This window comes from Legionella nigrisilvae, assembly GCF_977063395.2.
Genome location: NZ_CDRUGZ020000043.1, coordinates 161614 through 185551, shown reverse-complemented (window position 1 = coordinate 185551; position 23938 = coordinate 161614). Strand labels below are relative to the sequence as shown.

Below are 23938 nucleotides of genomic sequence, written 5' to 3'. Positions count from 1 at the left end.
TACATTATAAACATTGTAGTTTCGACCCGGATTCCATGAGGTTAATCCGGGTATTTTTGTTAGAAGTGATGATGCGTATTTGTCTGAGTCTCGTGATCATGATGATGAACGTGTGGCTGATGTAAATGTTGTACTTGTGGGTACGGGGGATGGGCATGAAAATGTGGTTGAAAGAACCCATTAGGGTGTGCACCTTGCAATGGAGGCGTAACAACCACTACAGTTTGCGGCTGGGTAGTTGTTGGATGATTATGTTGGTGATTGTGGTGCTGATGTCCTGTTCTTTTCATATGTTCGTCCTCGCTAAATAAAAGAAATCGATTTTATTTATTAATTCGTGTCCTAGATGATAATGCACAGTTGTACATTTTAAATATCATCTTAACGCATTATAAACAGATGGTTTGGTAAATGTATATGATTTTCCTGAACCTTTAACTGGAATGGCAGAGAGTAGCCTTCGACTTTTATTCGATTTCATTATGCAGAAGGCTTTGTAGAAATTTTATTTTTGGGGGATTAAGGGCAATAAATTGTATCTTGAACTTCTTCCAGATCCTTATTAGTTGGATGCTTTAAATCAAAATTGCCGTGATATTCTTCTCCTAATGCGCTTATATAATGCCTTTGAAAATATTTTCCTGCTGACGCATTTTGTCTGTGAAGTTGAGGAGTTGGAGGCATTTCTTCAGGATCAGGTAATTGAATTAACGGATTGTCTGATAGATCCGTTACGGCAGTTTTTCCTCCGGTAATAAACAACGTTTTAGTTTTCTTATCAAAAAATTTTGTCATGATAATCTCCAGATGAATAGGTTTTGTGGTGATTACATACAACATCAATTGGACTGATGCAAAAAGTCCAGTCAATAACTTTTCTACACGAACCCGATTACTGCGTCAACAATCCTATAGAGGTGCTACTTTATTATTCAAACTTTTTTAGTCACGACCTGATATTTCAATTGAACAATTCCACAACCTATATTTTTCGTTTCCATCAATTCGAGATCGATATCCTGTTTTAGCGGACCAAATAATGAACGCCCAGAACCAAGTAGTATAGGAATTAATGTAATTGTTAATTCATCGATAAGATTTTCAGAAATAAATCTTTGAATGGTGATTCCTCCATCAATATAAAGATGTTTCATTCCTTTTTCTGCCAAGCGTTCAACAAGGACGGATGGTTTTTCAGCAGATAAAGAAACGCATTTTTGCAAATGTCTGGGAATATTTATTGTTTTGCTACTCAGGACCACTACGGGAAGATCCCCATATGGCCATTCATCAAATGATAGGACCTGTTCAAAGGAGTTTCTTCCCATAACCAATCCATCGACTGTAGAAATAAATGATTGATAACCGCCATCTTCACCTGGGGGCACTAGAGAATTAAAGTGGTTAAGCCAATCAATAGAACCATTCTCTCGAGCGATAAATCCATCCACAGTTGTGGCAATAAATACGGAGCACTTCATGGACATGCGAAAATTCCTTGTGAAATAATTTTGACTTGTGAACTGAGTCATTGAATCTAGGCTTAACTTACTAGGAAAAATATTACAAAAACAATACTTAATAATAAGAGTAAAAGATTAATTTTTTGTCGTGTTAAAAGCTTTAATAAAGTATATAGAATAATACCTCCACCAATTCCATCAGCAATAGAAGCAGTAAAAGGGATCATCATAATCGTTACCATACATGGAGCGGTTTCACTGACATCATGCAACTTCATATCGGTGAGATGTTTCATCATACAGCAAGCCACATACAAAAGGGCGGGACCTACTGCATAGTTAGGAATCATCCGTGCCAATGGTGAGAAAAACAACATAAGAAGAAATCCGATAGCAATCACTATAGCTGTTATTCCGCCGCGTCCACCGGCTTCAATTCCTGCAGCAGACTCGATGTAGGGAGAGGTACTCGCAGAGCCTAATAATCCTGCTACAGCAGAAGCAGCTGCATCTGCAGTTAAACAATTGCTAAGACGTTTTGAATAATTTTCTTGTTGTTTAAATACAGATGGATTTAATAAACCAATCAACGTCCCAGTAGCATCGAACACAGCAATTAAAAAAAAGGTAAATGTGGCTTTTAAAGCAAGAGCGGTATTTAGGCCAGAAAAATCAAGTTTTAAAAAAGTAGGTTCCATGGAAGGGGGCATGGAAATTAATCCTTGCCAGGTCGATAAACCCAGCAATAAACTTAAGAGAGAAATACTGAGTATTCCAAGAATTATTGCTCCTGGAATTTGAAAATAATCTAAAATCAATATGAGTAAAAAACCTAAGAAAAATAAGCCGCTTTCCGGACGATTGAGTTCACCAAGACGCATTAAATTGTGCTGATCCTCAATAATAATTTGATTGTTTTGCAAGGTAATTAAAGCAATTAATAAACTGATTCCTATTAAGATAGCAATTTGTAAATTATGGGGAATTGCTTCGATTAAAAGACGTCTCAGACTGGTAAGTGACATTATAAAAAATAAGACACCTGAAAGAAATACAATGGCTAAGGCTTGTTGCCAAGGTATTCCCATGCCTTGAACTACCGTATAAGAAAAGAAAATATTTAATGCCATACCAGGCGCAATCCCTATAGGAGTGTTGGCAAATATTCCTGCAATGAGACAAGCGAAAGCAGTAATCAGACAAGTGGCTGTAAAGACGGCTCCCTGATCCATCCCAGCATCATGAAGTATGCTTGGATTAATGAAGGCGATATATACCATGGTTAAAAAAGTGGTAATTCCCGCAATGATTTCAGTTCTCAAGGTAGTGTCTTTGAGAAAATAGGACTTTAACCGTTCCATAGTATTCTATTCTCGTATTTAAAAGAAAATTTAAAGGCACTGGCAATCTTATGATTGTGGGCCCTAAGTAATTGTCCTACTAAACATAACAAAAAATCAATTTAAAGTATCTAGGGTTATTGTAATTAATGACCGCTCTCTGAGTCTTGCTCAATCAATCATTTGCACAGACTCCATTCATTAACCATTGTGCCGATTGGTTACTCAAAGGTTAATATTTTTATCATACGATAGTTTTTAAATTGAATACCATACAACTCCTTATTTTGTTTCGCTTCAGTAAAATACCCACAATGTTCGAAAAATGCTTTGGCGGTAATGCTCACGTCAGCGAAGAGTTTTGGAATTCCTAATGCTATGGCTAAATGTTCGCGAACTTCTAACAATGCTTTACCAATACCTTGATTTTGATAGTCTTTATGCACATAACCTCGATTGAGATAACCGTTTTTTTCTAAGTCGGAAAATCCAAGGATTTTGCCATTTTTCTTATCAATAGCAACAAAGGTATAGTTTTCAGCTAGAGATTTTCTCCATTGGGATAGATCGGGATTTTTTGGTGCCCATACATCGAGTTGTTCTTTGTTATAATCCCTACAGTTGACATAATGGACGGTATCATAAAAGAGTTGATAAATTTCTGCCTCATCTCCCTGTTCATAAGCTCTAATATAAAATTTTTGATTTGCAATTGATGTTTTAAAGGCAGGGTAGAATTCTAAGAGTTTTGCATCAGTCCAGAGTTGTTTGATTTCAAAGAGCATGTCTTCTGCCATTTTTCTTAAGTGAGGCAATAAATTGTTTCTGGATGCAATATGAATAAATGCTTGTAAACGCGATAAAACTCTCGGTCGTACCCAATTTTCTTCAGCCTTCCACAATGAATCCTCTGGAACAGGACCTGAAGGACCTAGTCTGTCTTTTTCAAAAGTTGAATCAAGGAAAGGGAGCGTTTGTTGTAATAACCAAAAACCACAGGCTTCAGTATAGGCTTTGGCATAAGCTAAATCATTTGATGCCGCAGGAATGGTTAGTTTGAGTTCTTCTCGATAAATAATTTCTAAAGAATCGATGACTTCTTCTGGGATGGCCTTGGCGCACCAACACGTGGGCATGCTCATCCTCAGATAGGTACCATCCAATAGCGCATTTCGAATAAAAGACCACTCAAAATCAATAAGTTGTAACTCAAATGTTTTTTCATGATCGAAAACATTATCTGGGCAAATATCACCATGAGTTAGAACAGTAAATGGACCTGGCTTGAAAAGAGAATGAATTAATAACATTGCCTCATCAATACATTCAGTTGTGAGAGATAGTTTTAATTTTTTATTAGCAGATTGTAATTTTTCAAGTAAATCAGCTTGAGTAGAATCTAGATCTTCTTGCAAGGTTGCGGCACTTTTATGAATTTTTTTTAAAATCGTTTCATATATAGCCGTTTTACCAAAGCTTGCCGCATGGAAACTTCCTAATGCCTTCATAAAACGACTTAATGCCCCAATCGCTTGTTTTTTATTTGAACTGGTCAATGAGTCGACTAAACTTATATGTAATTCTCCTAAATCTTCAACAAGAATAAATCGGTGCTCTTTGTTACCGCCGTAAAAGTAGGGAACATTATGCATGCTTTGATGAATTTGATTTGCAAACTCAAGACCAGCCCAATCACGAGCAAATCGGGCGTTAGCATTTTCGTCATCACAATCTGATTTTTCAGGTAGAGACTGTTTGAGAATGATGCTTTTAGGTACAGAGTCCGAGTTGCTTCTAAGGAAGATGCGCACGATTATATTTCGCCGTTCTTGTTCACTTAAAAAGTGAAGAGAACTTATTTCTAAAACCGTTTTAAAATGGTGTTGAAGTATTTGAATCGCTTTTTGTAAAACATTGGGATTAATTTTTTGTTCATGTACTGTCATGCTATTCAACCTTTTAAGATAGAGGTTTAATTAGGATTAAATAAGCGTTGTCTTCACTATAATCGGTACGCGTAAAACCTGCTTTTTCATAACAATGAATTGCTTGATGATTATACACTTGTGGATCAACAAGAATGGCATCAATGGTATTTGGAAGCTTTGTTACGAACGAATCTAAAATCTGTTTACCTAATCCTTTTCCACGTTGATTACTGGACGCGATAAAGAGGTCAATACCTGCTAATTTATGAGGTGAATAACAATGAAACAATGGATGATTATTGTGATGTACACCTTCTGGAAGATGATCACTTAGATAATAATATTGGATAAAGCCAAGAGGAAGATCTCCAGAATAAATAATAAAACTTGGTACTTTATCTTCGCCTAAAATTCGAGGGAGATATTTTTGTTGAATCTTCTCAAATGACCAGGATTGATCTCGAGCGTACCACTGATTGATGAGGGGTTCTTGGAACCAGTGATATAACAATGTGAGGTCATTTTCGCTCAATGGTTTAAAGATAAAAGACTGAGTCTGATTCATTTTGAGTTATTATTTAAGCCAACATGAGGAGGTTTTTGGGGACATAAATGAAATTTTATTCATTTTTGTGTCCAAAAGTATTTTTGGTTTTTTATTGTAACTTATTGATTTGATGGTGGCTATGGGTGGACTCGAACCACCGACCTCAGCATTATGAGTGCCGCGCTCTAACCGGCTGAGCTACATAGCCACAAGACGCGTGATTTTGTCTTTTTAAGGGAAAGATGTCAAGTCTGTAGCGTGTTTTTTTTGATTTTTTTTCTATGGATAGATGATTTTACTTGCCTTGTGTTTGTAATTTCGAAATTTGAAACTTAGGGATAAGTGAACCATATTTTCAATATTCTGCAGGTCGTTATCTAACATTTAAACAACTAGCGCAAAAAATGTTTCTTTGGCTGGTATTCTAGAGTATAATGCGCCGAAATTTTATTCAGAAAGGAGATTTAATGTTACAGAAGTGTATTTTAAAACTTGTGTGTGGCGTAATTGTATTAGTGAGTTTGTCATCTTGCGCTGTAGTAAAGGCGACTAATCAACCTGGAAAAAAAGATTTATCTGTTTTACGGCTTCATACACCTCGTTCTCATGTTATTGCAGAGTTGGGTAAGCCAGTGAATACTCAAATTCATAATGGAAAAAGAACAGATATTTACAGTTTTGTACAAGGATATTCTAAGGGCAATAAAGCGGCTAGAGCAATTGGACATGGTGTAGCTGATGTTTTCACTTTAGGTTTATGGGAAGTTGCGGGCACCCCTCTGGAAGGGATTGCAAATGGTCGCAATGTACAAGTAGAAGTAACCTACGGTAAGACCGATCATGTAGAAAAAGTTAATTACATCAAAGGTCTTCCTAGCGACTATACTCAGACTAGACGATTACATCGTTAATTTCTTCCTTAAATTCACCATGCTACCAGGATAAATAAATTACTCATCCTGGTGGCATAACATCTTTCAGCATTCAAATTGATAAGTTTAATTGTACGTTTGGTCATCAGCTTGACGTAGGGTTTTTTTGATACCGTTTGGTGAATTCATCATTGGAGGAAAAATTATCAAATTAACGTCTGAAATCATTAAACTCGTCTTCACATTTTATGCCAAATTTAATTTGTTAATTAATAGATTAAATTTAGATAGTTCATTATTCCATAATAGTCTATCCCATCAGGATTCATTAATTCTGATGCCTTATGCAATTCCAATAAAGATTTTTTCAAACTCTTAAGAGGAGAATACCTAGGTTGCTAAAAGATGCAGCAAAAAAAGCATTAATTTACATAATCCATAATATATTTAATATTTCCTTTTTGCTCATTTTAGTTCTTCAATAATTAGAATCTCGTTACTAGAATCTAAGAAAGACGGCATTAAATTCTTAAGAAGGTTACTCGAGGAGAGGAGGATATTGGAAGAGCCTGGGTGTATCACATTCACCCAGGCTAATGTGCAGAAGGTTTAAATAATCAATAAATACATGGCTCCGGGTCCACGTAATATTTGAACTAACAATTCTTGCTTTTTCTGTTGAGCAACTTGCTGTAGTGATTTAACGTCTTTAATAGGTGACTTATTTGCAGAGATAATGATGTCTCCGGGTCTTAAACCAGCACGCCATCCAGCACTTGTTTCTGAAGCCCCCACGACTTGTACACCAATGACATTACCATGAGGTGGTGTTTCTTGCTCAAAGTTTCTTAATGCAAGCCCATAAAGAAAAGGGTTTTCTGATTGGAGTTTTTGTTCGTGTGATTTAATGTCAGTTACCACTGCATCAAGGGAGATTGTTTTGCCGTCACGTAGAACAACCATTTTAACATTAGAACCGACACGTAAGAGGCTAATGGTTGTTTTTACCTGAGTTGCTTGGGTTATTTTTGTATTGTTAATTTGAGTAATAATATCACCTGATTTCAACCCAGCTCGTTCTGCGGGTGAATTTGGATTAACTTGTGATACCAATGCACCTTGGAAATCTTCGGGATATCCTAAAGAATGGGCAAGTTCAGGTGTCAAATGTTGAACAAATATACCCATTAAGCCCCGATGAATTGAGCCGAACTTAATAATTTGTTGCGCTACATCTTTTGCCATATTAATGGGTATAGCAAAACCAATTCCGACATTACCGCCATAAGGAGAAAGAATTGCAGTATTAATTCCAATCAATTCTCCTTTTGTATTAACCAATGCACCCCCAGAGTTACCTGGATTAATTGCTGCATCAGTTTGAATAAAGTTTTCTACTCCCTCGATATTTAGGTCACTACGTTTTAATGCACTAACAATACCAAAGGTCGCAGACTGACTGTTACCAAAACTGTTTAAGCCGAAAGGGTTACCAATAGCAACTACAAAATCACCTACTTGTAATTGATCTGAATCCCCTATAGGCAATGATTTTAAGTTTGTTGCGCTGATTTTTAAGATAGCTAAGTCTGTTTCGCTATCACTACCAATCAGCTTCGCTTTTAAACGTCGACCATCTTGTAGCGTAATGGTAACAAGGTTCGCATTGCGAATTACATGATCGTTAGTAATAATAATTCCGTTTTGCGCGTCTACGATAACACCAGAGCCTATACTTTCAAATTTACGCCCTTTTTCAGGAGCAGTTTGATTAGGCTGTCTACTATTCTGCGCTTCCTCATCATTGCCAGCAGAACCGGGTGACGTAGCATTAGGGGGTAAATAACCCTGTACCGCAACATTGACTATTGCGGGCATAATATTTTTTAAGACCGGAGCTAAACTCGGTATAGGAGCGGGAGCTGCTTCGTTAGCCGCATAGGTGAATGTGGCTGTCAAAAGAAGCAGGGTACTTATAATGAATTTGATATGTTTAATCATATTATTAGTCCTGAGGTTGATCATTAAACCAGATTAAGGTAGCTATTCTACCTGTTTGTGACGTTCTTCGATAGGAATACAACTCATTTTTTAACTCAAAAGTACATAAACCAGACTGATAAACCGCTTTAATCCCTTTAGAGATCAGAACAATTTCAGCAATTAGAGGTAAATTAGCCAGCCATTTTCCGTTAGCAGGTTTAAAAGCTTGCTTACTTAAAGGGTAATGGTTGGTAAATGTTTGGTATACCTCCTCTCCAATTTCATAACACTTTTGACAAATTGATGGCCCTATCCAAGCCAATACATCAGATGGAGTGCTCTTCATTTTATCAAGTGTATTTTCAACAATACCTTGAGCCAGGCCTTTCCAGCCTGCATGAATTGCTGCAATCTCAGTGCCTTGCACATTACAAAGCATAATAGGAAGGCAATCGGCAGTAAGGATCACTAAAGGGAATTTTGCTGAACGAGTTATGGAGGCATCTACATTTCTATTGGAGTCGTCTTCAACAATAACACAGCGAGTGCTATGAGTTTGGGATAACCACTGAGGTTCACCTGGAAGATGTAACATCTCCACAAGTTGTTGTCTATTTTTTAGCACATGTTCCTCACGATCCCCCACACCCAATCCCATGTTATTGCTGTCATAAGGAGCTTGGCTATATCCTGATAAACGTGTTGTACTCAAAGCCATGACATTTTTTGGCGCTGGCCAATTTGCTAAGTTAGTCTTCATAATGCGCGTCCAATGTGTTAAGAAGAAGGGTAAAATCATCAGGCAGGGGAGCCTTAAACGTCAACTCATTTTCCGTTTTGGGATGATAAAATGAGAGTGTGGCGGCATGCAGGGCTTGTCTTTTAAAATCTTGGAGTAGGGTACGTAACTCTTCGGTGGCATGAGTTGGAAATCGCATGCGACCACCATACAATGGATCACCGACTACGGGGTGGTGGATGTAAGCTAAATGAACTCTTATTTGATGGGTTCGCCCAGTCATTAAATTGACGTCTAATAAAGTAAAATCCTGATATTGTTTTTTTACCGAATAATGGGTGATTGCTTGTCGTCCTTGCTCCTGAACAGCCATTTTTAATCGATTTCTTGGGTGTCGTCCAAAACCAGTATCAATTGTCCCGCCAGAAATAATATGACCTTGGACTAAAGTAACATAATGACGCTGAATTTCGCGAGCTTGCATTTGTCGTATTAAAGAGGTATGTGCTGGTAAAGTTTTTGCTACGACCAATAAACCTGTTGTATCTTTATCTAATCGATGAATAATGCCCGCCCTCGGTAAATGGTGTAAGGAGGGGGCATGATGCAGCAGAGCATTCACTAAGGTATGCTCTCTATTCCCAGCTCCAGGATGAACTACCATATTCTCTGGTTTATTGAGTACTAAAATCTCTTCGTCCTCATAAACTATGTTTAAAGGAATTTCTTCGGCCGCACATTGATTAAAATCCTGCTCTGTAAAGGTAAAATCAACGTTAATTTCAATCACATCGCCATCTAAAACCTTGTCTTTGGGTTTGCATGGTCTTTGATTGAGTATTATTGTTCCGCTTTTAATCCAATTACTGAGTTGCGAACGAGAGTAATCTGGAAGTAGATGCGCGAGCACACTGTCAATTCTTTGATTGTGATACTCGCGAGGTACAGTTAATTGTTTATGAATATGTTCTATCATCAAATCGTTTCAGTCTCAACTGCGGTGAGACGACCTCGTAAGGAGTTAGGTAATGCCTCACTGATTTGGACATCAACAAATTGCCCTATTAAATGAGCTGGACCGTCAAAATTTACCACTCGATTGCATTCGGTACGACCCGAAAGTTGTTGAGAGTCTTTTTTAGCATGACCGGTAACTAATATTTTCTGGATGCTGCCAGTCATTGATTGACTGTAACGAGATGCTTGTAATAGCAGTCTATTTTGTAAGATCTGTAATCTTTGTTTTTTTACCTCGAGAGGGGTGTCATCGGGTAAATTCGCTGCAGGGGTACCTGGTCTTGGACTGTAAATAAAACTAAATGAGGTATCAAACCCTATTTCATGAACTAAATCCATGGTGTCCTGAAAATCTTTATCTGTTTCACCTGGAAAACCAACAATAATATCCGTAGATAAACGAATATCTGGGCGTACTTTACGCAGTTTTCTAATCTTGGATTTGAATTCTAATGCCGTATACCCTCGTTTCATTAGACCTAAAATACGGTCAGAACCGCTTTGTACCGGTAAATGTAGATGATTTGCTAATTCAGGTACTTCTGCATAGGCATTAATTAAATTATCTGAGAATGCCAAAGGGTGCGATGTTGTAAAACGGATTCTACCTATTCCTTCTATGGCAGCAAGATAATGAATTAAAAGGGCCAAATCGGCGATATCACCCTGTTCCATTTTCCCACGATAATCGTTAACGTTTTGTCCTAATAAATTGATTTCTCTGACGCCTTGAGTTGCTAATTGATAACACTCAGCAAGCACATCATCGAATGGACGGCTAATCTCCGTACCACGTGTATAGGGTACAACACAGAAACTACAGTATTTGCTACAGCCTTCCATTATCGAAACAAATGCAGTTGGTCCTTCAGCTTTGGGTGCTGGTAAATGATCAAACTTTTCGATTTCAGGGAAACTGATATCAACAACAGGCTTTTTCTTTTCCATTCGTTGGTTTAGTAATGCTGGAAGTCGATGTAAGGTTTGTGGACCAAACACGATATCAACAAAAGGTGCGCGTTTAATAATATCTTCACCTTCTTGGCTAGCAACACAACCACCTACACCTATAACCACATGGGGATTTTTAGCTTTATATTCTCGCCATTGACCTAATTGAGAAAAGACCTTCTCTTGTGCTTTTTCACGAATAGAACAGGTGTTGAGCAATATTACATCGGCTTCTTCAACACGTTCAGTTTTGACTAAGCCATGTGATTGCAACAAAACTTCTGCCATTTTAGTTGAATCATATTCATTCATCTGGCAGCCGTTGGTTTTGATGTATAATTTTTTAGCCATATCAAATCTACTTTAAAAACGTGCCTGAGTGAGGGGCGCAATCCGTGACAGGGGACGCGGGTTCCATTGCTGCACCCAGGCTACTATATTCTAGGAAGTTCCGTATTATTTCATTAATGTACACTTTGGCAATAAGTTTCTTTAATTTTCGGTAAAATAATTAAGGCAACGAGCATTCCTAGCGGGAGAATCGCTAGTCCTGTATGATAAGCCTCCAAGGGATAAACTCTAACATTTCCATTCATTTCACCTTCCCACATCTTGTCAAGAATATAACCAATGAGCGGTTGTGCAATTGCTATACCTACCATGTTCATCATGTTCATAAAGCTTAAACCTGTAGCAACATATTTTTTATTACATAATTCTTTGGCCACGGTAAATGCAGGTAGAAACCCCGCTGAAAAAATACCAAATGCAAATAATAAAAGTTCCATATAAATTGCGGTACTAATTGGAACAAAAATAAAGAGTAGAGAGCATATAAGTGCGCCAATACATCCAATGTACATAGGTGGTTTGCGCAATCCAATACGATTGGAAAGTAATCCCCATAAGGGGCTAGCAATTGCCCAGCCAATGAAAACTAGCGAAATATAGTTTGCCGCAGTCGTCTTAGTAATCATCATTTTATTCATCAAAAAAGGGACTCCCCAGAGGCCACAAAAAACTGGAGTTGCCATATACATCAGACCGCCATAGCATGCCACTAACCAAAGTTGTTTATTCTTCATCAGTGCTAATAGGCTGGGAATGAGATGTTCTTCTTCAATAGGATGATGTGAGTGAACTATTTCGTGATTTTTAGGAGTATCTTTGGCTATAACAATAAGTAAGACTGCAAGAATAAGTCCAATAGTACCCATAATGAGCATACTGTGGCGCCATCCAAAATTCTCAATTAATAAAGCAAGAGGCGCTTCTCCACCAATAGCTCCGAGCATCCCTATTGTGACCATGAGACCAGTAAGTAAGGCAAAACGTTGAGCTGGAAACCAATTCGCTGCAAGTTTCATAGTGCCTACCGCGGCAAATGCGGAGCCAAAGCCTATCATCAAACGAGCCACACAGGCCATAAAAAAATTATCCGTCATTCCAAATGCAATAGTACTTACCGCACATACAACTGTTGCCAAAGTAAGCAACCGATGGGGCCCAAAATAATCCATTAATACCCCGCCCGGTAATTGCATGGCCGCATAAGAATAAAAATAGACACCGGATAAAATTCCTAATGTTTGGCTAGTAACTGAGAAATCTCTCATTAATTCGTTACTCATAACGCTAGGTGAAACTTGTAAAAGGCATTCGTAAAAATAAAATAAGCAACCTAAGCCCCATACCATCCAAGGCATTATTGATTGTATCCCAAAATTTGCTACTGATGCGGACCGTGTATTGTAGTGTGCCATTCTTTTATCATTCTCCAGATTTATCTATACGAAGTTGACTTTATGTTCTCTTGGGGCCATAAGATATCAGTATCATGTTGACCAGCCATCCTGGCATTCTTCAATTAATTCTCGTTGTAGTCCTTTTTACAACGGAACTTCTTTTTAGACTAATATCCACCTAAACTTCACTGCACGAACATATGAAGTATGTGTTTATTTTGAATAAAAACTGGAAAATACTTCGTAGATCAGATTGTTAAATCTCACTTCGCATATAAAACAGTTTTTTAAATCAAAAAGTCAACCGGCAACGTTATCACAGAAATATGCAAATTTCACCATGTAAAATATTAACATTTTGTTCAGTATTTGTCTATTTGTCGTTTGATTAATCAGCGGAGTCTACAACTACTCGAGTTCCTTTCATACCATCACCGGGAAGATCCACAAATTCTTCGTTAAGCCAACGTGCGTCCTCAATAAACATTCTGACACAACCATGGCTGGCTCTGTATCCAGGGACTTCATAACTACCATGGAGTGCATAGCCTCTGAAGAAATGCATACAATAAGGCATTAATGCTCCACCATCATTCCCGTCAGATCTTCTAGGAAAAACAGTGGAAACACAGTCTATGTCTTGTTTGCGAATAACACGAAAAGAACCTGTGGGAGTACTACATCCCCCTATAACCCCGGTGCACTTTCCTATTCCTGCGGAAATAGGCCCCCACCAGAGTAGTTCCCCATCTTGATCATAGGCAGCCCAGGCTAATTTTTTTTGACTTACATAAATTGTTTTTTCTCCTTCGGAGTCAATATACCTAGGGAAGGGGGAAACATCATAGATAGTTAATCGATCGATATTTTTGGGCACAGCAATAGTCATACCTGGACGTAATGAGACATTCATACGATTGATTCGCCGTACCATATCTCGTTCTTCAGCATTAGGAAACAACTTCTCCCAGTCCTCTCCATTTTTAACTTTCATACAAAAATAATCAGGTGAGTTACATAAAGTTTCACCGTATCGCGTATAGGCGAGAGCAAGTTGACTCATTGACCATAAACAAATAGATACTGTCATTGATATCATAAGTTTCATAAATGATCTCAATTTAAGCTGTTGTACTCTCTATAGCGACACTTTAAAAAATAACTTTAAAATTATATGAGTTACTAATAAAGGTACCACATGAGAATAAATTCCTGGGTTACTCTATTAGAAATATAATAAAGTACAAGAATATAAAATTAAGAGGTTTACTCCTCGGACTCTGGATGGCCAGGAGAAACTTTTTGCCAAGCTTCGTGCACTTGAGCCAGCAATGAATTGGATTGAGATAATAGTTCCTTGTCATTATTAAGATTGGCTTTTAAGAGCAAGTATTCAATATGCATGTATATTTGGAGTAAGTTCTCTGCTATTTCACCGCCGTGTTCATGATTTAGACTAGTTTTTAAACCTTCAATAATACTGAGTGCTTTACTAATATGTTCCCCCTTTTGTTGAACTTCACTACGATCAATATTACCTTGAGCAGTCGCAATATGTGTTCGTGCTCCTTGTAATAATAAATTAATTAATTCATGAGGGGAGGCTGCATCAATACGAGTTTGTAATTCAATAGTCTTATATTGATTTATAACTTGTTGATTAGAATTTTTCATCAATTTGCTCCATTATTTGCTTTTGAATTTGGGTAGATTCGACAAGATTTGGGTGAGCGTATTGCTGGTGTTTTGCATCTGGGAGATTAAGAGATCTACCGCATTCCATTGTTTGTAGTATCTTTTTTCAAGAGTTATGCTGCGATCATTAATGCGCTCTTGCATTTCGTCTAATTGTTTTGCTTGGGTGTTTAAGCGATCTATTCTTTCTGCAATTTCACCATTTTCATCTACCAGGGATTCTAAATAGCCATCAATCAATGAGGCTAAACCATCACTGACAATTATTTGCCCCCTGTTCCCTGTGAGTCCAGAAAGTACATCAACTGATAAGGAATTGAAGTCACCTGTGCCATTAAGAGTAATTCCATCTGTTGAAGTTGCTAAAATACCTCCTATAGTTCCAGCCATACTAACTCCAGGAGTATATTCGTTTAAAATAACATCATAGGTTCCGGCAACAACTTTAGTATCCACAGAATTAATTTTAATACCTGGATCGGTGGCGGTTATTTTTTTTGCAAATAATTGACTAATGTCTTGATAATTTTTATTGATTACCTCATCCAATCTTTCAGAATCAATTTCTAATAAACCATTTTTATCACTTGTGATTCCCAAGTCTCCAAGACTTTTAATTGAGCCAACTGTAGTTAATGGGTTAGTAGCTAAGTTATATAAGTTTGTTTTTAATTCTCTTAATTTATCATCGCCTTGTAGAACGCCTCTTTTTCTAGTTTCCATATCGAAACCGGTTAAGGTTGTGAGGAAGTTAATGAAATCATTATATTTTTTTACGAAATCATTAATTAAACCTTTAAGATGTTCGACATCTTTTTTTACCGTCAAGGACACTGTGGTACCTGGATCAGCCTTTTGTAAGTCGAGAGTGATCCCCGTAATTGCATTCTTAAATTGATTACTGCTTTCACTAAGAAGCAAACCATTAATTTGGACTTGGCTATTTTGGGCAGCCATGGTTTGACTTAATGAGGCATTGCTCGTTGTTGGATCATAATTCAAAGCACTCAAACTACCTGTAATTTGCATTGCATATTTTTCACCTGTTTGAGATGAGGTGAGGGTCAATCTTGAGCCGGTAGCATCTTGTACAATTGATGCTGTAACTCCTGCATTTGCAGCATTAATTGCATCACATACTTCAGTAAGGCTATCATTTCCAGAATTGATGTTAATTGTTATTGGTGATACCTCAGTATTTAATGTAAACGTGGAATTATTATTGCTGTAGGTACCAAAATTTATCGTTATGCTACCACTACCTATTGAAGAATTATTATTAGTGAAATAGCCACTTACAAGACTTTGTGACTGGGCTAATTGATTTACTTTAATTTGATATATGCCTTCAATTGCTTGTCCTGTAAGAGAGGCAGATATATATCCAGTTTCGCTAAGTAAGCAATTCATTTTATTAAATTCACTAGCGTGAGATAGGGTATCGAGTGTTGTTTGAAAGCTGGACATGGCACTTTTTAGTTGTCCAAAAGCAGACAGTTCGGTTGTGACGGAATTAAGCTTTTTGTCATGTCGCAACTGTAAAGGCATGAGATCGGCTTTTACCATGCTTTCGACCATTGCTTTAATATCCAAACCTGATCCAATGCCTGGAGTTGATAGGCCCATAATATTCCCTTATCTATTTTAGTAATTTCAATAGAAATTACATGTATCCATAAATTGCGTTAAACATGTTTGTCTATAGAACCACTAATTATCCCATCAAGCAAGTTCAGTAAATGCAAATACTCATCGGAGGGTATTTTGCGAATTACTTTGTCTGAGATTTTATCGGTAACTATAGTTTGCAATAGACCTGTGGCGTGATCTATGGCCTGTTTTGAGTCTGTATCTAGATTTAGATCGGATGTGGCACATTTTGTCACAGGTTTAATGTTTTTATCTTTTAGTTTGACTGAATCTGTTTGTAGCAATTTATTATTTGCTGGAGGTATCGATTCCATAGTCATTTTCTAACTCCTTTCCCTTGATTTGAATGCTTAATCATTGGGATAAATAAGCCGAAAAGCGGCAAGTGCCGCATTTCGGTTTGTTACCGTTACTTCTATAGCATCTATCCTAACAAGGAAAGAACAGATTGTGGCATTGCATTTGCTTGGGCCAACATTGCTGTTCCTGCTTGTTGCAGGATTTGGTTCTTAGTTAAAGATGCCATTTCAGCTGCATAATCTGTATCTTGAATACGGCTGCGTGCAGCAGACATGTTATCAGATACGTTTTGCAGGTTAGCTACTGTAGCATCAAGTCGGTTTTGCAAAGCACCCAATGCAGCTCGGTTGTTAGTAACGCTATCTAAAGCAGAACTAATTCTCAGTATAGCCTGTTCTGCTCCAGATTGAGTTGTAATGTCAATACTATTAACTCCATTAGTATCCAGACTTATCGTGCTTGATAAACCAATATCAGCCACAGTCCCACCTAAAGTAATGGCTTGTGCAGCACTCATAGTGAGATTTCCACGTAAGGTAGCGGCAAATGAACCGCCTGTAACGGTCAGTCCGTCAGTGCCTGCAGTAAAACCAGTACCGCTTTCAGTTACTGCTATATTTCTTCCATCAGCTGCAGTTAAAGTCATGCTACCACCGTTGAGAGAAGCTACCACTCCAGTCTGGCTACTTACAGCGTTGATTGCATCCATAAGGTTGGTATTGGTGAGGGCAGTGGCGACGTCTTGGTTGGTAAAAATGTCCACACCATTAATATTCAAGTTATAAGTATCCCCCGCAGTTCCCCCTATAGTTCCAACAGTTGCAGTACCGGCAGTGGATGCAGTTACAGTTAAACCGGGAACACCTGCTGCATTAATTGCTGCTGCTTTGGCATATGCAGAGGAGCTGTCTTGACCGCTTGCCGTACCCACAAAGTTTGCGGAAGAGCTAATGCTGATTGCAGAGTTAGTGCCTAGAGCAACGGTAATATCTGCAGCGGCGTTGGCCGTAACTGTACTTCCTTGTTGATAAGCAATGCTACCTATTGTTGAAGAGCCTATACTATTGATTGAAAACGAAAGAGTTTCACCCGCATTTGAACCAATTTGCAGAGAAGCGTTGGTATAAGAACCATTCAAAATGCTTTGACCATTAAATTGCGTACTTAAAGCGATATGGTCCATTTCACTTAGAAGGTTATTTACTTCATTTTGTAATGATTGACGGTTAGATTGGCTATAGGTTCCGTTTGCAGATTGCAGTGCCAACTCTCTCATACGTTGTAAAAGGTTCGTTGATTCTTGCATTGCACCTTCAGCAACCTGGGCCAATGAAATCCCGTCATTCGCATTTTTTACAGCTTGGTCCATACCACGAATTTGAGATGTCATATTTGTAGCAATTGCTAACCCTGCAGCATCATCTTTAGCGCTATTAATTTTTAGACCAGATGATAATCTTTGGATTGCAGTCGCCATAGCGTTACTTGATTTAGACAAGTTACGTTGAGCAACTAGCGACGGTACGTTAGTATTAATAATTTGAGCCATATTATAGTCTCCTCAGACCTAAATCCCTGGTTTGGGACATTGAAAATTGGTAAATTCCTTTTTAATGGCGAATTTACCGTACGCACAAAAGTTATCGGACGCACCGCAAAAAACTTTAGGTTAATGCCTGTTTTTTTTCAAAAAAATGGGAGATTTATTTATTAAAATGAACGTGTTATATTTTTTGTGCAGTTTGTTCGCTAGGACTTTGCTTCATCTAGGTTACAGATCCCATAATTTAAGTTCACGAAAAATCCCACTACGACTCAATGTGCATTTCAGAATATTTTTTTCCGTGTATAATGTTACGATTTATAATCTTAGGTTCCAATTATGAGTTGGTTTAAAAAACTGTTGCCCTCAAGAGTTAATACAGACTCCTCCCAAAAAAAAGGAGTTCCTGAAGGTCTATGGCTGAAATGTTCAGGCTGTAGTGAAGTACTTTATAGTACAGAATTAGAAAGAAATTTAATGGTTTGCCCATCTTGTAACTTTCATCACAGGATATCAGCACGTGTTCGAATTAAGCAATTTCTCGATGAAGGTGGCCAGGAAGAAATTGCTGCCTCTTTGGAGCCCCAAGATCGATTAAAGTTCAGAGATTCAAAAAAATACAAAGATCGAATCGCACAAGCTCAAAAAGCAACTGGTGAGAAAGAGGCTCTAATCATTGTTAAAGGGACGCTATTACAGCAACCAGTAGTGGTTGGCTCCTTTGAGTTCAACTTCATGGGTGGATCCATGGGGGCTACAGTCGGAGAGAAATTTGTCCGTGCAATTCAAGTAGCAATGAAAGAACAAAGACCTTATATTTGTTTCACTGCCAGTGGTGGGGCACGTATGCAAGAAGGACTTTTTTCCTTAATGCAAATGGCTAAAACTTCAGCTGCTCTTGCCCAATTCGCTGAAATGGGTTTGCCTTTTATTGTAGTTCTAACTGATCCGACCATGGGCGGGGTTTCTGCTAGTTTTGGAAGTCTTGGTGATCTAATTATTGCTGAACCCAATGCATTAATTGGCTTTGCTGGTCCAAGAGTTATTGAGCAAACTGTAAGACAAACCTTACCCGAAGGATTTCAACGGAGCGAGTTTTTGTTAGAACATGGACATATTGACATGATTCTGGAACGAAAAGATATTCGTCCAGTTGTTGCTGAATTGATAGCTAAACTAACCCGTAAAAGTACAGGGGATTTAGTTACCAAAGCAGTATCGTATTAGACTACTTGCGAAACATGCCAAAAAGAGAAGTGCAACTAAACTCATTGCACAAAATCGAAGCGTGTGCAGGCATAATAGGATCTGAGGATCGATGGAACATTCACCTACAGTAGCGTTTCCCAAGAGATCTGTTGATGAGTGGCTCCACTATCTAGAAACAAGAACTACTCAAGAAATACAACTTGGTTTAACCCGTATCATGGAGGTTGCAAAAAAAACATCTTTGCAACTTCCTAATTGTCCCGTTATTACTGTGGGAGGAACTAATGGAAAAGGCTCAACAGTAACTGCACTTGAAACAATTTATCACGTTGCCGGTTATAAAGTAGGTGCATTTACCTCACCCCATCTTATCCAGTTTAACGAACGTATCCGTGTCAATTTAACTCCTATTGCCGATGAGGAGCTGTGCGAGGCTTTCAGCATAATTGATGAAGCTTGTGGAGATTCCATATTAACTTATTTTGAAATGACTACCTTAGCAGCATTGTGGTTTTTCAAAAAAATGAAGTTAGATATTATTATCCTTGAAGTAGGATTAGGTGGTCGTTTAGATGCTACGAACATCGTTGATGCAGCTCTATCTATCATTACTACAATAGATTTCGACCACCAGGATTATCTGGGGGATACCCTTGATGCAATAGGTTATGAAAAAGCGGGTATACTTCGTCCAGGGAAACCATTCATTTACGCTGATACCGATCCACCCACCACAGTCACCGATGTAGCAACACAACTTGGTGTTCCTGCTTATTTTTGGGGGCAAGAGTTTTCTATTCACGAGCAAGATTCTACCTGGGATCTCCATTACAACGAACTTGAGTTTCCTTCATTGTATGGGTTACCAAAACCTTCAATTCAGTTAAAATCGGCTGCTGCAGCAATTACAGCATGTCTTTTATTGGCAAATGATTTGCCAGTCATGCATCACCATTTTCAAATTGCTATGCAACGTGTTTTTATTCCTGGTCGATTGCAAGTTCATGAGGATATAGTGAGCACTTTATTTGATGTTTCTCATAATCCTCAATCGGCAAGGCTACTCGCGAATAAGTTACGCACGATGAAAAAAGCAAAAGTTCATGCCGTATTTTCAGCCTTGAAAGATAAAGATATTTTAGGTCTTATTATGCCATTAAAGGATTGTATTGATCATTGGTATCCGGCACAATTGCAGAACAAACGCGCGGCCAGTGAGGACTTATTGCTCACTTTTTTTAAGAATGCAGAAATTCCTGTAGAAATTTGTTATAATAATCCGCTTGTAGCGTTTGAAACTGCATTGAAACAAGCAAAACCTGGTGACTTAATTGTTGTTTATGGGTCTTTTTTTACTGTGAGTCATGTAATGGCTAATAGGAGATTCAATGAAATTAGTAATTGATGAGAAGCTAAAACATCGGTTGGTTGGTGTGGCTGTTGTTTTATCATTAGGAGCAATTTTTTTGCCCGCAATGATGAAAAAATCAAGTCAGCGCCTTGAAAATAATTTTAGTGTAAATGTACAGCTACCTCCTAAACCCACTAGCCCTAATGTAGTGATGACCGACGAAAAGGAAATGTTCGAAACTATTAAAGTGGCTAAGGTGGAAATTCCTGCCGCCACCGAACATAAAGGATCCGATCTGGGTAAAGAAGACTTCATCCAATCCATTCAAGGAGCTGATGATGCGGCTGTTTCTGTTGCTAAATCGGAGTCTGTACCTAAGGTCGATGCAGTAGCTAAACCAATTGAAATCGCTTTAAGTAATGCTGCAAAAAATGTTGTTAAAAAACAAATAAACCCAGCAACTGCAACCAAACCTGTTAAACCGATTGCGAAAGCAAATGTCGCACCAATTAAAAAACCAGCGGTTGCTAAAGTAAATAACAGACCTGCTCCGAGTAAACAGAGTATTTATGCTGTTCAATTGGCTTCATTTTCCCAGCTCGCTAATGCTCAAGCTTTGGTTAATAAATTGCATGCCAAGGGTTATAAGGCAAATTACATTAAAACTACTGGAAGACAAGGGCCCATCTACAAAGTTTATGCCGGACACTCACCTGTTAGAAATGATGTAATGAAATTGAAACTTCAATTAGCAAGTGCTATGCAGCTGAATGGTTTTATAGTCAATACCGGAGTTAGCTAATGATGCAATTTCAATGGGTTGATATAATTTTAATAATAGTTATTGGTTTATCTACCATTACTGGCTTATTAAGAGGATTCATTAAAGAATTTATTGCTTTAGGAGTATGGATATTAGCTGTTTGGGCCGGTTACAACTATTCAAGTAGTCTCAATCCTTGGTTGCAACCTTATATACAAGATCAATCAATTCGATCAATAATTGGTTTTATTATTGTTGTTCTGGGAGTTTTAATTACCGGAGGCATCGCTAATGCGATCCTTGGTTTGTTCTTAAGGGGAAGTGGTCTAGGTGCTATGGACAAAGTTTTAGGTGGGGGATTCGGCTTTGCCCGTGGAGTCTTCATCCTTTCGCTTGTTTTCGCGGTGCTCAGTATGACTTCGATGCCTTATCAGCAATATGTCCAAGGTTCTAGAGTTTATAATCAACTTTTACCGGTTATAAGTTGGGTTTCTGGATACTTACCTGGGCTTATTAATAAAGCAAAACAAACGGTATCAGCAAATGAGTCTTTTAAACTTATTGATATAATTCCTGAGACTTAATGTACTCATAGATTCTATAAGGGAGCTTGTTTTGGACATCAGCTCCTTTTTTTATTGCTTCCCGAAGTGAAGTAGAAGAAATTTCATAATTACCCGCATCAAATAGAAATATGTTTCCCGATGGAGCATTTAGAAGTTCATCTTTGTTTATGGTTTGATATTCTTTCAAAAATTTTTGCATAACTTCTGGCGGAACCAGATCCGCAAACTCCATTCTATTGATGATTACCAAATTAGCCAGAGTAATGATTTTTTGCCATTGATACCACTTAGGCAATGAAAGAAAGGCATCATACCCGATAATTAATGTTATGGATGAATTAGGATATTCCAACCTGAAACTCTTTAAAGTTTCAACCATATAGGATGGGCCATCCCGTTCAATCTCGCGTAAATCCAGTTTAAAGTCTGGTATCTCTTGGATTGCCAGTTTTATCATCTCTATTCTTTGGGAATTACTTGCTTGAGATGGAGGTTTTAGAGGCGGTACTCTACAAGGAAGAAAAAAATAGGAATCAAATTTAAAATAGGCTTGGATGGATATACTGGCTTGCAAGTGGCCATTATGTATAGGATCAAAGGTACCACCAAAAATAGCTATGCTATGCATGCGTCACCTATTAATTTACCCAAACAAAGTGAAAGTGTAGCGTTTTCTAGGAAGTTCCATACCTGAGTATAGTGGTTGCTCGATTTAATTCGCTCATCGATTGAATAGCAGTATCGATGGAGTTGTTGCAACATGGTTTTATTGATTCGATTACAGCAAGACTTATAAAGATTAATACGTTGAGGCCAAATTTTTAATTGGCTACAAGCACTTTGAATGTCAATTTTTTGTTCTATTAAATTAGATAGCTGCATGATTAATCTTATTTCTTGACTGAGTAACCATAAGACTAAAGTTGCTTCGGTCTTATTATTTGCGGCATGCCGTAAAATCTGAATTGCTTTATCACCGTTACCAAGTAAGCATGCATCTACTAATTCAAACAGATCGTGGTCACATTGATATGATAAGTGTTCTAATACCTGTTGTATCTCAATTTTGCTATCCGGTATATTTGATAATGCTATTTTTTCAATGACCTGGGAACAAGCCAACATATTTCCCTGGGTGTATTGATGAATTAAATCGAGAACTTGGGGGGCATAACTCAGGGAGTTTTTCTTTAACTGCATGGCTATCCAACTTTTTACTGCTTCTGAATTAAGTGGATAAGCAAGAACAAGCATGACAGATTCATTAGAGGATAACCATTGCAACTGTTTCGCGGGTACATTAGGTGCTCGGATAACAATAAAGCAACGTGAATTAATCGAGTTGAGGTATTCGGTTAAAATTTTTTTTCCGGTAGCATCTACGGACTTCTTATCATAAAAAATATTTAAGAACACAATATCCGAAAACAAAGAATAACTATTTGCTTCTTCTTTGACTTCATTCCAATCTTCTGCAGACTGAATGGAGATAACTTTTTCATCAAAATTATATAGGGTTTTAATGGCTGATTTTATGGTCACTAAAGAATCTTCCAACAAGTAATTATCTTGCCCGATTATCATATAGAGCGGGGCAATTTTTTTTTGTACTTGCTGAGCGAGCATTTGTTGTTTGATTTGCATGATAATTTTAGCGTGAGTTGGGTATGTTGTTTTCTTTACTCAAACTACTCATATTCTTAGCTAAAGTTGGGGATTGTGTACGTGGCTAAGTCGATAAATTATTTGGGTAACTGCATCTTGCTTCATTTCACCGATTAAAATACTTTCTTCATCTTTAGAGCCTAAAATTCTGTCATTATTTAATGTAAGTTCTCTAGAAACGCTTATTTTACCAGGAGTATCTATTATTTGACCTGAGCGAGCTTTCAGTACAAATGCTACATTCAAAGTAAGAGTATATTGTCTGGGGTTGGTACTTGCACCAATACTAATAATTTGTTGATGTAAGTCCACCTCGTCAATTATGAGCCAATATTTAGCTTGAGAAGGCTCCGGATTGACATCAATTTTCGAGCTCTCAAGCCGAGATTGCAATATAGAAACAAACTGTTTGTCATTATTTTCAGAAATAATGGCCACATTACTAAGCCAGCTAGGTACATTACTCATGCCACGTAGATGGAAACCACATGCTGAGAGTAACAACACCAGCAGCAAAGGCACTATACCACGTAACGTTGCAAATTGATGTGGTGAATGTCCCGCTGATTGGTTGTGGGGCAGATGCGAGACATTAGACATCTTAGTGCAAC

The 23938-nt window shown here is 37.8% G+C and carries 24 protein-coding genes and 1 tRNA gene; 5 read left to right on the top strand and 20 right to left on the bottom strand.

The window, feature by feature from the left end; translation table 11 throughout:
- Positions 1-59 precede the first annotated feature (59 nt).
- The 7 genes from ACWTE2_RS31285 to ACWTE2_RS31255 all read right to left on the bottom strand — a co-directional run bounded on the left by ACWTE2_RS31285 (position 60) and on the right by ACWTE2_RS31255 (position 5486).
- Positions 60-290 carry a hypothetical protein gene (locus tag ACWTE2_RS31285; protein WP_454785826.1) on the bottom strand — a complete coding sequence of 77 codons (231 nt, stop codon included), beginning with the start codon at positions 288-290 and terminating at the stop codon, positions 60-62.
- Positions 291-519: 229 nt separating this feature from the next.
- Positions 520-795, bottom strand: a complete 276-nt coding sequence (locus ACWTE2_RS31280; RefSeq protein WP_182393328.1) for a hypothetical protein — start codon at positions 793-795, stop codon at positions 520-522.
- Between the two features lie 137 nt (positions 796-932).
- Positions 933-1487 (bottom strand): dihydrofolate reductase family protein, encoded by a 555-nt coding sequence (locus ACWTE2_RS31275; protein ID WP_454785825.1) that lies wholly within the window; start codon positions 1485-1487, stop codon positions 933-935.
- Between the two features lie 56 nt (positions 1488-1543).
- A complete protein-coding gene (locus ACWTE2_RS31270; RefSeq protein WP_454785824.1) occupies positions 1544-2824 on the bottom strand; it encodes an NCS2 family permease in 1281 nt (426 codons plus the stop codon).
- 200 nt (positions 2825-3024) lie between these two features.
- A complete protein-coding gene (locus ACWTE2_RS31265) occupies positions 3025-4749 on the bottom strand; it encodes a GNAT family N-acetyltransferase (protein ID WP_454785823.1) in 1725 nt (574 codons plus the stop codon).
- 13 nt (positions 4750-4762) lie between these two features.
- Positions 4763-5296, bottom strand: coding sequence for a GNAT family N-acetyltransferase (locus ACWTE2_RS31260; RefSeq protein WP_454785822.1), 534 nt, complete (start codon positions 5294-5296; stop codon positions 4763-4765).
- Positions 5297-5409: 113 nt separating this feature from the next.
- A tRNA-Met gene (locus ACWTE2_RS31255) sits at positions 5410-5486 on the bottom strand.
- 259 nt (positions 5487-5745) lie between these two features.
- On the opposite strand from ACWTE2_RS31255, the gene ACWTE2_RS31250 reads away from it, so the two are divergent.
- Complete coding sequence (locus ACWTE2_RS31250) at positions 5746-6189, top strand: hypothetical protein (protein WP_220471010.1); 444 nt, start codon at positions 5746-5748, stop codon at positions 6187-6189.
- Positions 6190-6759: 570 nt separating this feature from the next.
- Here the strand turns inward: ACWTE2_RS31250 and ACWTE2_RS31245 are convergent.
- The 10 genes from ACWTE2_RS31245 to ACWTE2_RS31200 all read right to left on the bottom strand — a co-directional run bounded on the left by ACWTE2_RS31245 (position 6760) and on the right by ACWTE2_RS31200 (position 17779).
- Positions 6760-8151 (bottom strand): Do family serine endopeptidase, encoded by a 1392-nt coding sequence (locus ACWTE2_RS31245; protein WP_182393334.1) that lies wholly within the window; start codon positions 8149-8151, stop codon positions 6760-6762.
- A 4-nt stretch (positions 8152-8155) separates the two neighbouring features.
- The gene (gene pgeF, locus ACWTE2_RS31240; protein WP_454785821.1) at positions 8156-8893 is read right to left on the bottom strand and encodes a peptidoglycan editing factor PgeF; all 738 of its coding nucleotides are present in this window, start codon (positions 8891-8893) and stop codon (positions 8156-8158) included.
- Positions 8883-9848 (bottom strand): 23S rRNA pseudouridine(1911/1915/1917) synthase RluD, encoded by a 966-nt coding sequence (gene rluD / locus ACWTE2_RS31235; protein ID WP_454785820.1) that lies wholly within the window; start codon positions 9846-9848, stop codon positions 8883-8885. Before rluD ends, pgeF begins: the two co-directional genes overlap by 11 nt.
- Positions 9848-11191, bottom strand: a complete 1344-nt coding sequence (miaB, locus tag ACWTE2_RS31230; protein ID WP_182393340.1) for a tRNA (N6-isopentenyl adenosine(37)-C2)-methylthiotransferase MiaB — start codon at positions 11189-11191, stop codon at positions 9848-9850. The genes rluD and miaB overlap by 1 nt, the downstream gene beginning before the upstream one ends.
- Positions 11192-11304: 113 nt before the next feature.
- Positions 11305-12603, bottom strand: a complete 1299-nt coding sequence (locus tag ACWTE2_RS31225) for an MFS transporter (RefSeq protein WP_454785819.1) — start codon at positions 12601-12603, stop codon at positions 11305-11307.
- A 370-nt stretch (positions 12604-12973) separates the two neighbouring features.
- Positions 12974-13684, bottom strand: coding sequence for a L,D-transpeptidase (locus ACWTE2_RS31220; protein WP_370530122.1), 711 nt, complete (start codon positions 13682-13684; stop codon positions 12974-12976).
- A 167-nt stretch (positions 13685-13851) separates the two neighbouring features.
- On the bottom strand, positions 13852-14259 hold the full coding sequence (fliS, locus tag ACWTE2_RS31215; protein WP_182393345.1) for a flagellar export chaperone FliS: 408 nt from the start codon (positions 14257-14259) through the stop codon (positions 13852-13854).
- A 12-nt stretch (positions 14260-14271) separates the two neighbouring features.
- Entirely contained in the window at positions 14272-15906 is a 1635-nt protein-coding gene (fliD, locus tag ACWTE2_RS31210) for a flagellar filament capping protein FliD (protein ID WP_182393346.1), read from the bottom strand.
- Between the two features lie 59 nt (positions 15907-15965).
- The gene (locus ACWTE2_RS31205) at positions 15966-16250 is read right to left on the bottom strand and encodes a flagellar protein FlaG (RefSeq protein WP_182393348.1); all 285 of its coding nucleotides are present in this window, start codon (positions 16248-16250) and stop codon (positions 15966-15968) included.
- Between the two features lie 104 nt (positions 16251-16354).
- The gene (locus ACWTE2_RS31200) at positions 16355-17779 is read right to left on the bottom strand and encodes a flagellin N-terminal helical domain-containing protein (RefSeq protein ID WP_454785818.1); all 1425 of its coding nucleotides are present in this window, start codon (positions 17777-17779) and stop codon (positions 16355-16357) included.
- Positions 17780-18112: 333 nt separating this feature from the next.
- Between ACWTE2_RS31200 and accD the strand changes: the two genes are divergently transcribed.
- The 4 genes from accD to ACWTE2_RS31180 all read left to right on the top strand — a co-directional run bounded on the left by accD (position 18113) and on the right by ACWTE2_RS31180 (position 21680).
- The gene (gene accD, locus ACWTE2_RS31195) at positions 18113-19000 is read left to right on the top strand and encodes an acetyl-CoA carboxylase, carboxyltransferase subunit beta (RefSeq protein WP_454785817.1); all 888 of its coding nucleotides are present in this window, start codon (positions 18113-18115) and stop codon (positions 18998-19000) included.
- A gap of 91 nt (positions 19001-19091) precedes the next feature.
- Complete coding sequence (gene folC / locus ACWTE2_RS31190; RefSeq protein WP_454785816.1) at positions 19092-20387, top strand: bifunctional tetrahydrofolate synthase/dihydrofolate synthase; 1296 nt, start codon at positions 19092-19094, stop codon at positions 20385-20387.
- Positions 20371-21135: an SPOR domain-containing protein gene (locus tag ACWTE2_RS31185; RefSeq protein WP_454785815.1), complete on the top strand. Its 765-nt coding sequence runs from the start codon at positions 20371-20373 to the stop codon at positions 21133-21135. Before folC ends, ACWTE2_RS31185 begins: the two co-directional genes overlap by 17 nt.
- A gap of 2 nt (positions 21136-21137) precedes the next feature.
- Positions 21138-21680 carry a CvpA family protein gene (locus ACWTE2_RS31180; protein ID WP_182393637.1) on the top strand — a complete coding sequence of 181 codons (543 nt, stop codon included), beginning with the start codon at positions 21138-21140 and terminating at the stop codon, positions 21678-21680.
- Here the strand turns inward: ACWTE2_RS31180 and nadD are convergent.
- Genes nadD through ACWTE2_RS31165 form a run of 3 tightly spaced genes read right to left on the bottom strand, consistent with a single transcriptional unit; the run spans position 21655 to position 23927 of the window.
- A complete protein-coding gene (nadD, locus tag ACWTE2_RS31175) occupies positions 21655-22290 on the bottom strand; it encodes a nicotinate-nucleotide adenylyltransferase (RefSeq protein ID WP_454785814.1) in 636 nt (211 codons plus the stop codon). The two genes, ACWTE2_RS31180 and nadD, sit on opposite strands and share 26 nt — an antisense overlap.
- The gene (gene holA / locus ACWTE2_RS31170) at positions 22278-23306 is read right to left on the bottom strand and encodes a DNA polymerase III subunit delta (RefSeq protein ID WP_454785813.1); all 1029 of its coding nucleotides are present in this window, start codon (positions 23304-23306) and stop codon (positions 22278-22280) included. The genes nadD and holA overlap by 13 nt, the downstream gene beginning before the upstream one ends.
- Positions 23307-23366: 60 nt before the next feature.
- Positions 23367-23927, bottom strand: a complete 561-nt coding sequence (locus ACWTE2_RS31165) for an LPS-assembly lipoprotein LptE (RefSeq protein ID WP_483099550.1) — start codon at positions 23925-23927, stop codon at positions 23367-23369.
- Positions 23928-23938: the final 11 nt, after the last annotated feature.

Excerpts from the sequence above, each read along its gene's own strand:
- ACWTE2_RS31285 (WP_454785826.1), bottom strand. The coding sequence starts at position 290 with ATGAAAAGAACAGGACATCAGCACCACAATCACCAACATAATCATCCA.
- ACWTE2_RS31280 (WP_182393328.1), bottom strand. The coding sequence starts at position 795 with ATGACAAAATTTTTTGATAAGAAAACTAAAACGTTGTTTATTACCGGA.
- ACWTE2_RS31275 (WP_454785825.1), bottom strand. The coding sequence starts at position 1,487 with ATGTCCATGAAGTGCTCCGTATTTATTGCCACAACTGTGGATGGATTT.
- ACWTE2_RS31270 (WP_454785824.1), bottom strand. The coding sequence starts at position 2,824 with ATGGAACGGTTAAAGTCCTATTTTCTCAAAGACACTACCTTGAGAACT.
- ACWTE2_RS31265 (WP_454785823.1), bottom strand. The coding sequence starts at position 4,749 with ATGACAGTACATGAACAAAAAATTAATCCCAATGTTTTACAAAAAGCG.
- ACWTE2_RS31260 (WP_454785822.1), bottom strand. The coding sequence starts at position 5,296 with ATGAATCAGACTCAGTCTTTTATCTTTAAACCATTGAGCGAAAATGAC.
- ACWTE2_RS31250 (WP_220471010.1), top strand. The coding sequence starts at position 5,746 with ATGTTACAGAAGTGTATTTTAAAACTTGTGTGTGGCGTAATTGTATTA.
- ACWTE2_RS31245 (WP_182393334.1), bottom strand. The coding sequence starts at position 8,151 with ATGATTAAACATATCAAATTCATTATAAGTACCCTGCTTCTTTTGACA.
- pgeF (WP_454785821.1), bottom strand. The coding sequence starts at position 8,893 with ATGAAGACTAACTTAGCAAATTGGCCAGCGCCAAAAAATGTCATGGCT.
- rluD (WP_454785820.1), bottom strand. The coding sequence starts at position 9,848 with ATGATAGAACATATTCATAAACAATTAACTGTACCTCGCGAGTATCAC.
- miaB (WP_182393340.1), bottom strand. The coding sequence starts at position 11,191 with ATGGCTAAAAAATTATACATCAAAACCAACGGCTGCCAGATGAATGAA.
- ACWTE2_RS31225 (WP_454785819.1), bottom strand. The coding sequence starts at position 12,603 with ATGGCACACTACAATACACGGTCCGCATCAGTAGCAAATTTTGGGATA.
- ACWTE2_RS31220 (WP_370530122.1), bottom strand. The coding sequence starts at position 13,684 with ATGATATCAATGACAGTATCTATTTGTTTATGGTCAATGAGTCAACTT.
- fliS (WP_182393345.1), bottom strand. The coding sequence starts at position 14,259 with ATGAAAAATTCTAATCAACAAGTTATAAATCAATATAAGACTATTGAA.
- fliD (WP_182393346.1), bottom strand. The coding sequence starts at position 15,906 with ATGGGCCTATCAACTCCAGGCATTGGATCAGGTTTGGATATTAAAGCA.
- ACWTE2_RS31205 (WP_182393348.1), bottom strand. The coding sequence starts at position 16,250 with ATGACTATGGAATCGATACCTCCAGCAAATAATAAATTGCTACAAACA.
- ACWTE2_RS31200 (WP_454785818.1), bottom strand. The coding sequence starts at position 17,779 with ATGGCTCAAATTATTAATACTAACGTACCGTCGCTAGTTGCTCAACGT.
- accD (WP_454785817.1), top strand. The coding sequence starts at position 18,113 with ATGAGTTGGTTTAAAAAACTGTTGCCCTCAAGAGTTAATACAGACTCC.
- folC (WP_454785816.1), top strand. The coding sequence starts at position 19,092 with ATGGAACATTCACCTACAGTAGCGTTTCCCAAGAGATCTGTTGATGAG.
- ACWTE2_RS31185 (WP_454785815.1), top strand. The coding sequence starts at position 20,371 with ATGAAATTAGTAATTGATGAGAAGCTAAAACATCGGTTGGTTGGTGTG.
- ACWTE2_RS31180 (WP_182393637.1), top strand. The coding sequence starts at position 21,138 with ATGCAATTTCAATGGGTTGATATAATTTTAATAATAGTTATTGGTTTA.
- nadD (WP_454785814.1), bottom strand. The coding sequence starts at position 22,290 with ATGCATAGCATAGCTATTTTTGGTGGTACCTTTGATCCTATACATAAT.
- holA (WP_454785813.1), bottom strand. The coding sequence starts at position 23,306 with ATGCAAATCAAACAACAAATGCTCGCTCAGCAAGTACAAAAAAAAATT.
- ACWTE2_RS31165 (WP_483099550.1), bottom strand. The coding sequence starts at position 23,927 with ATGTCTAATGTCTCGCATCTGCCCCACAACCAATCAGCGGGACATTCA.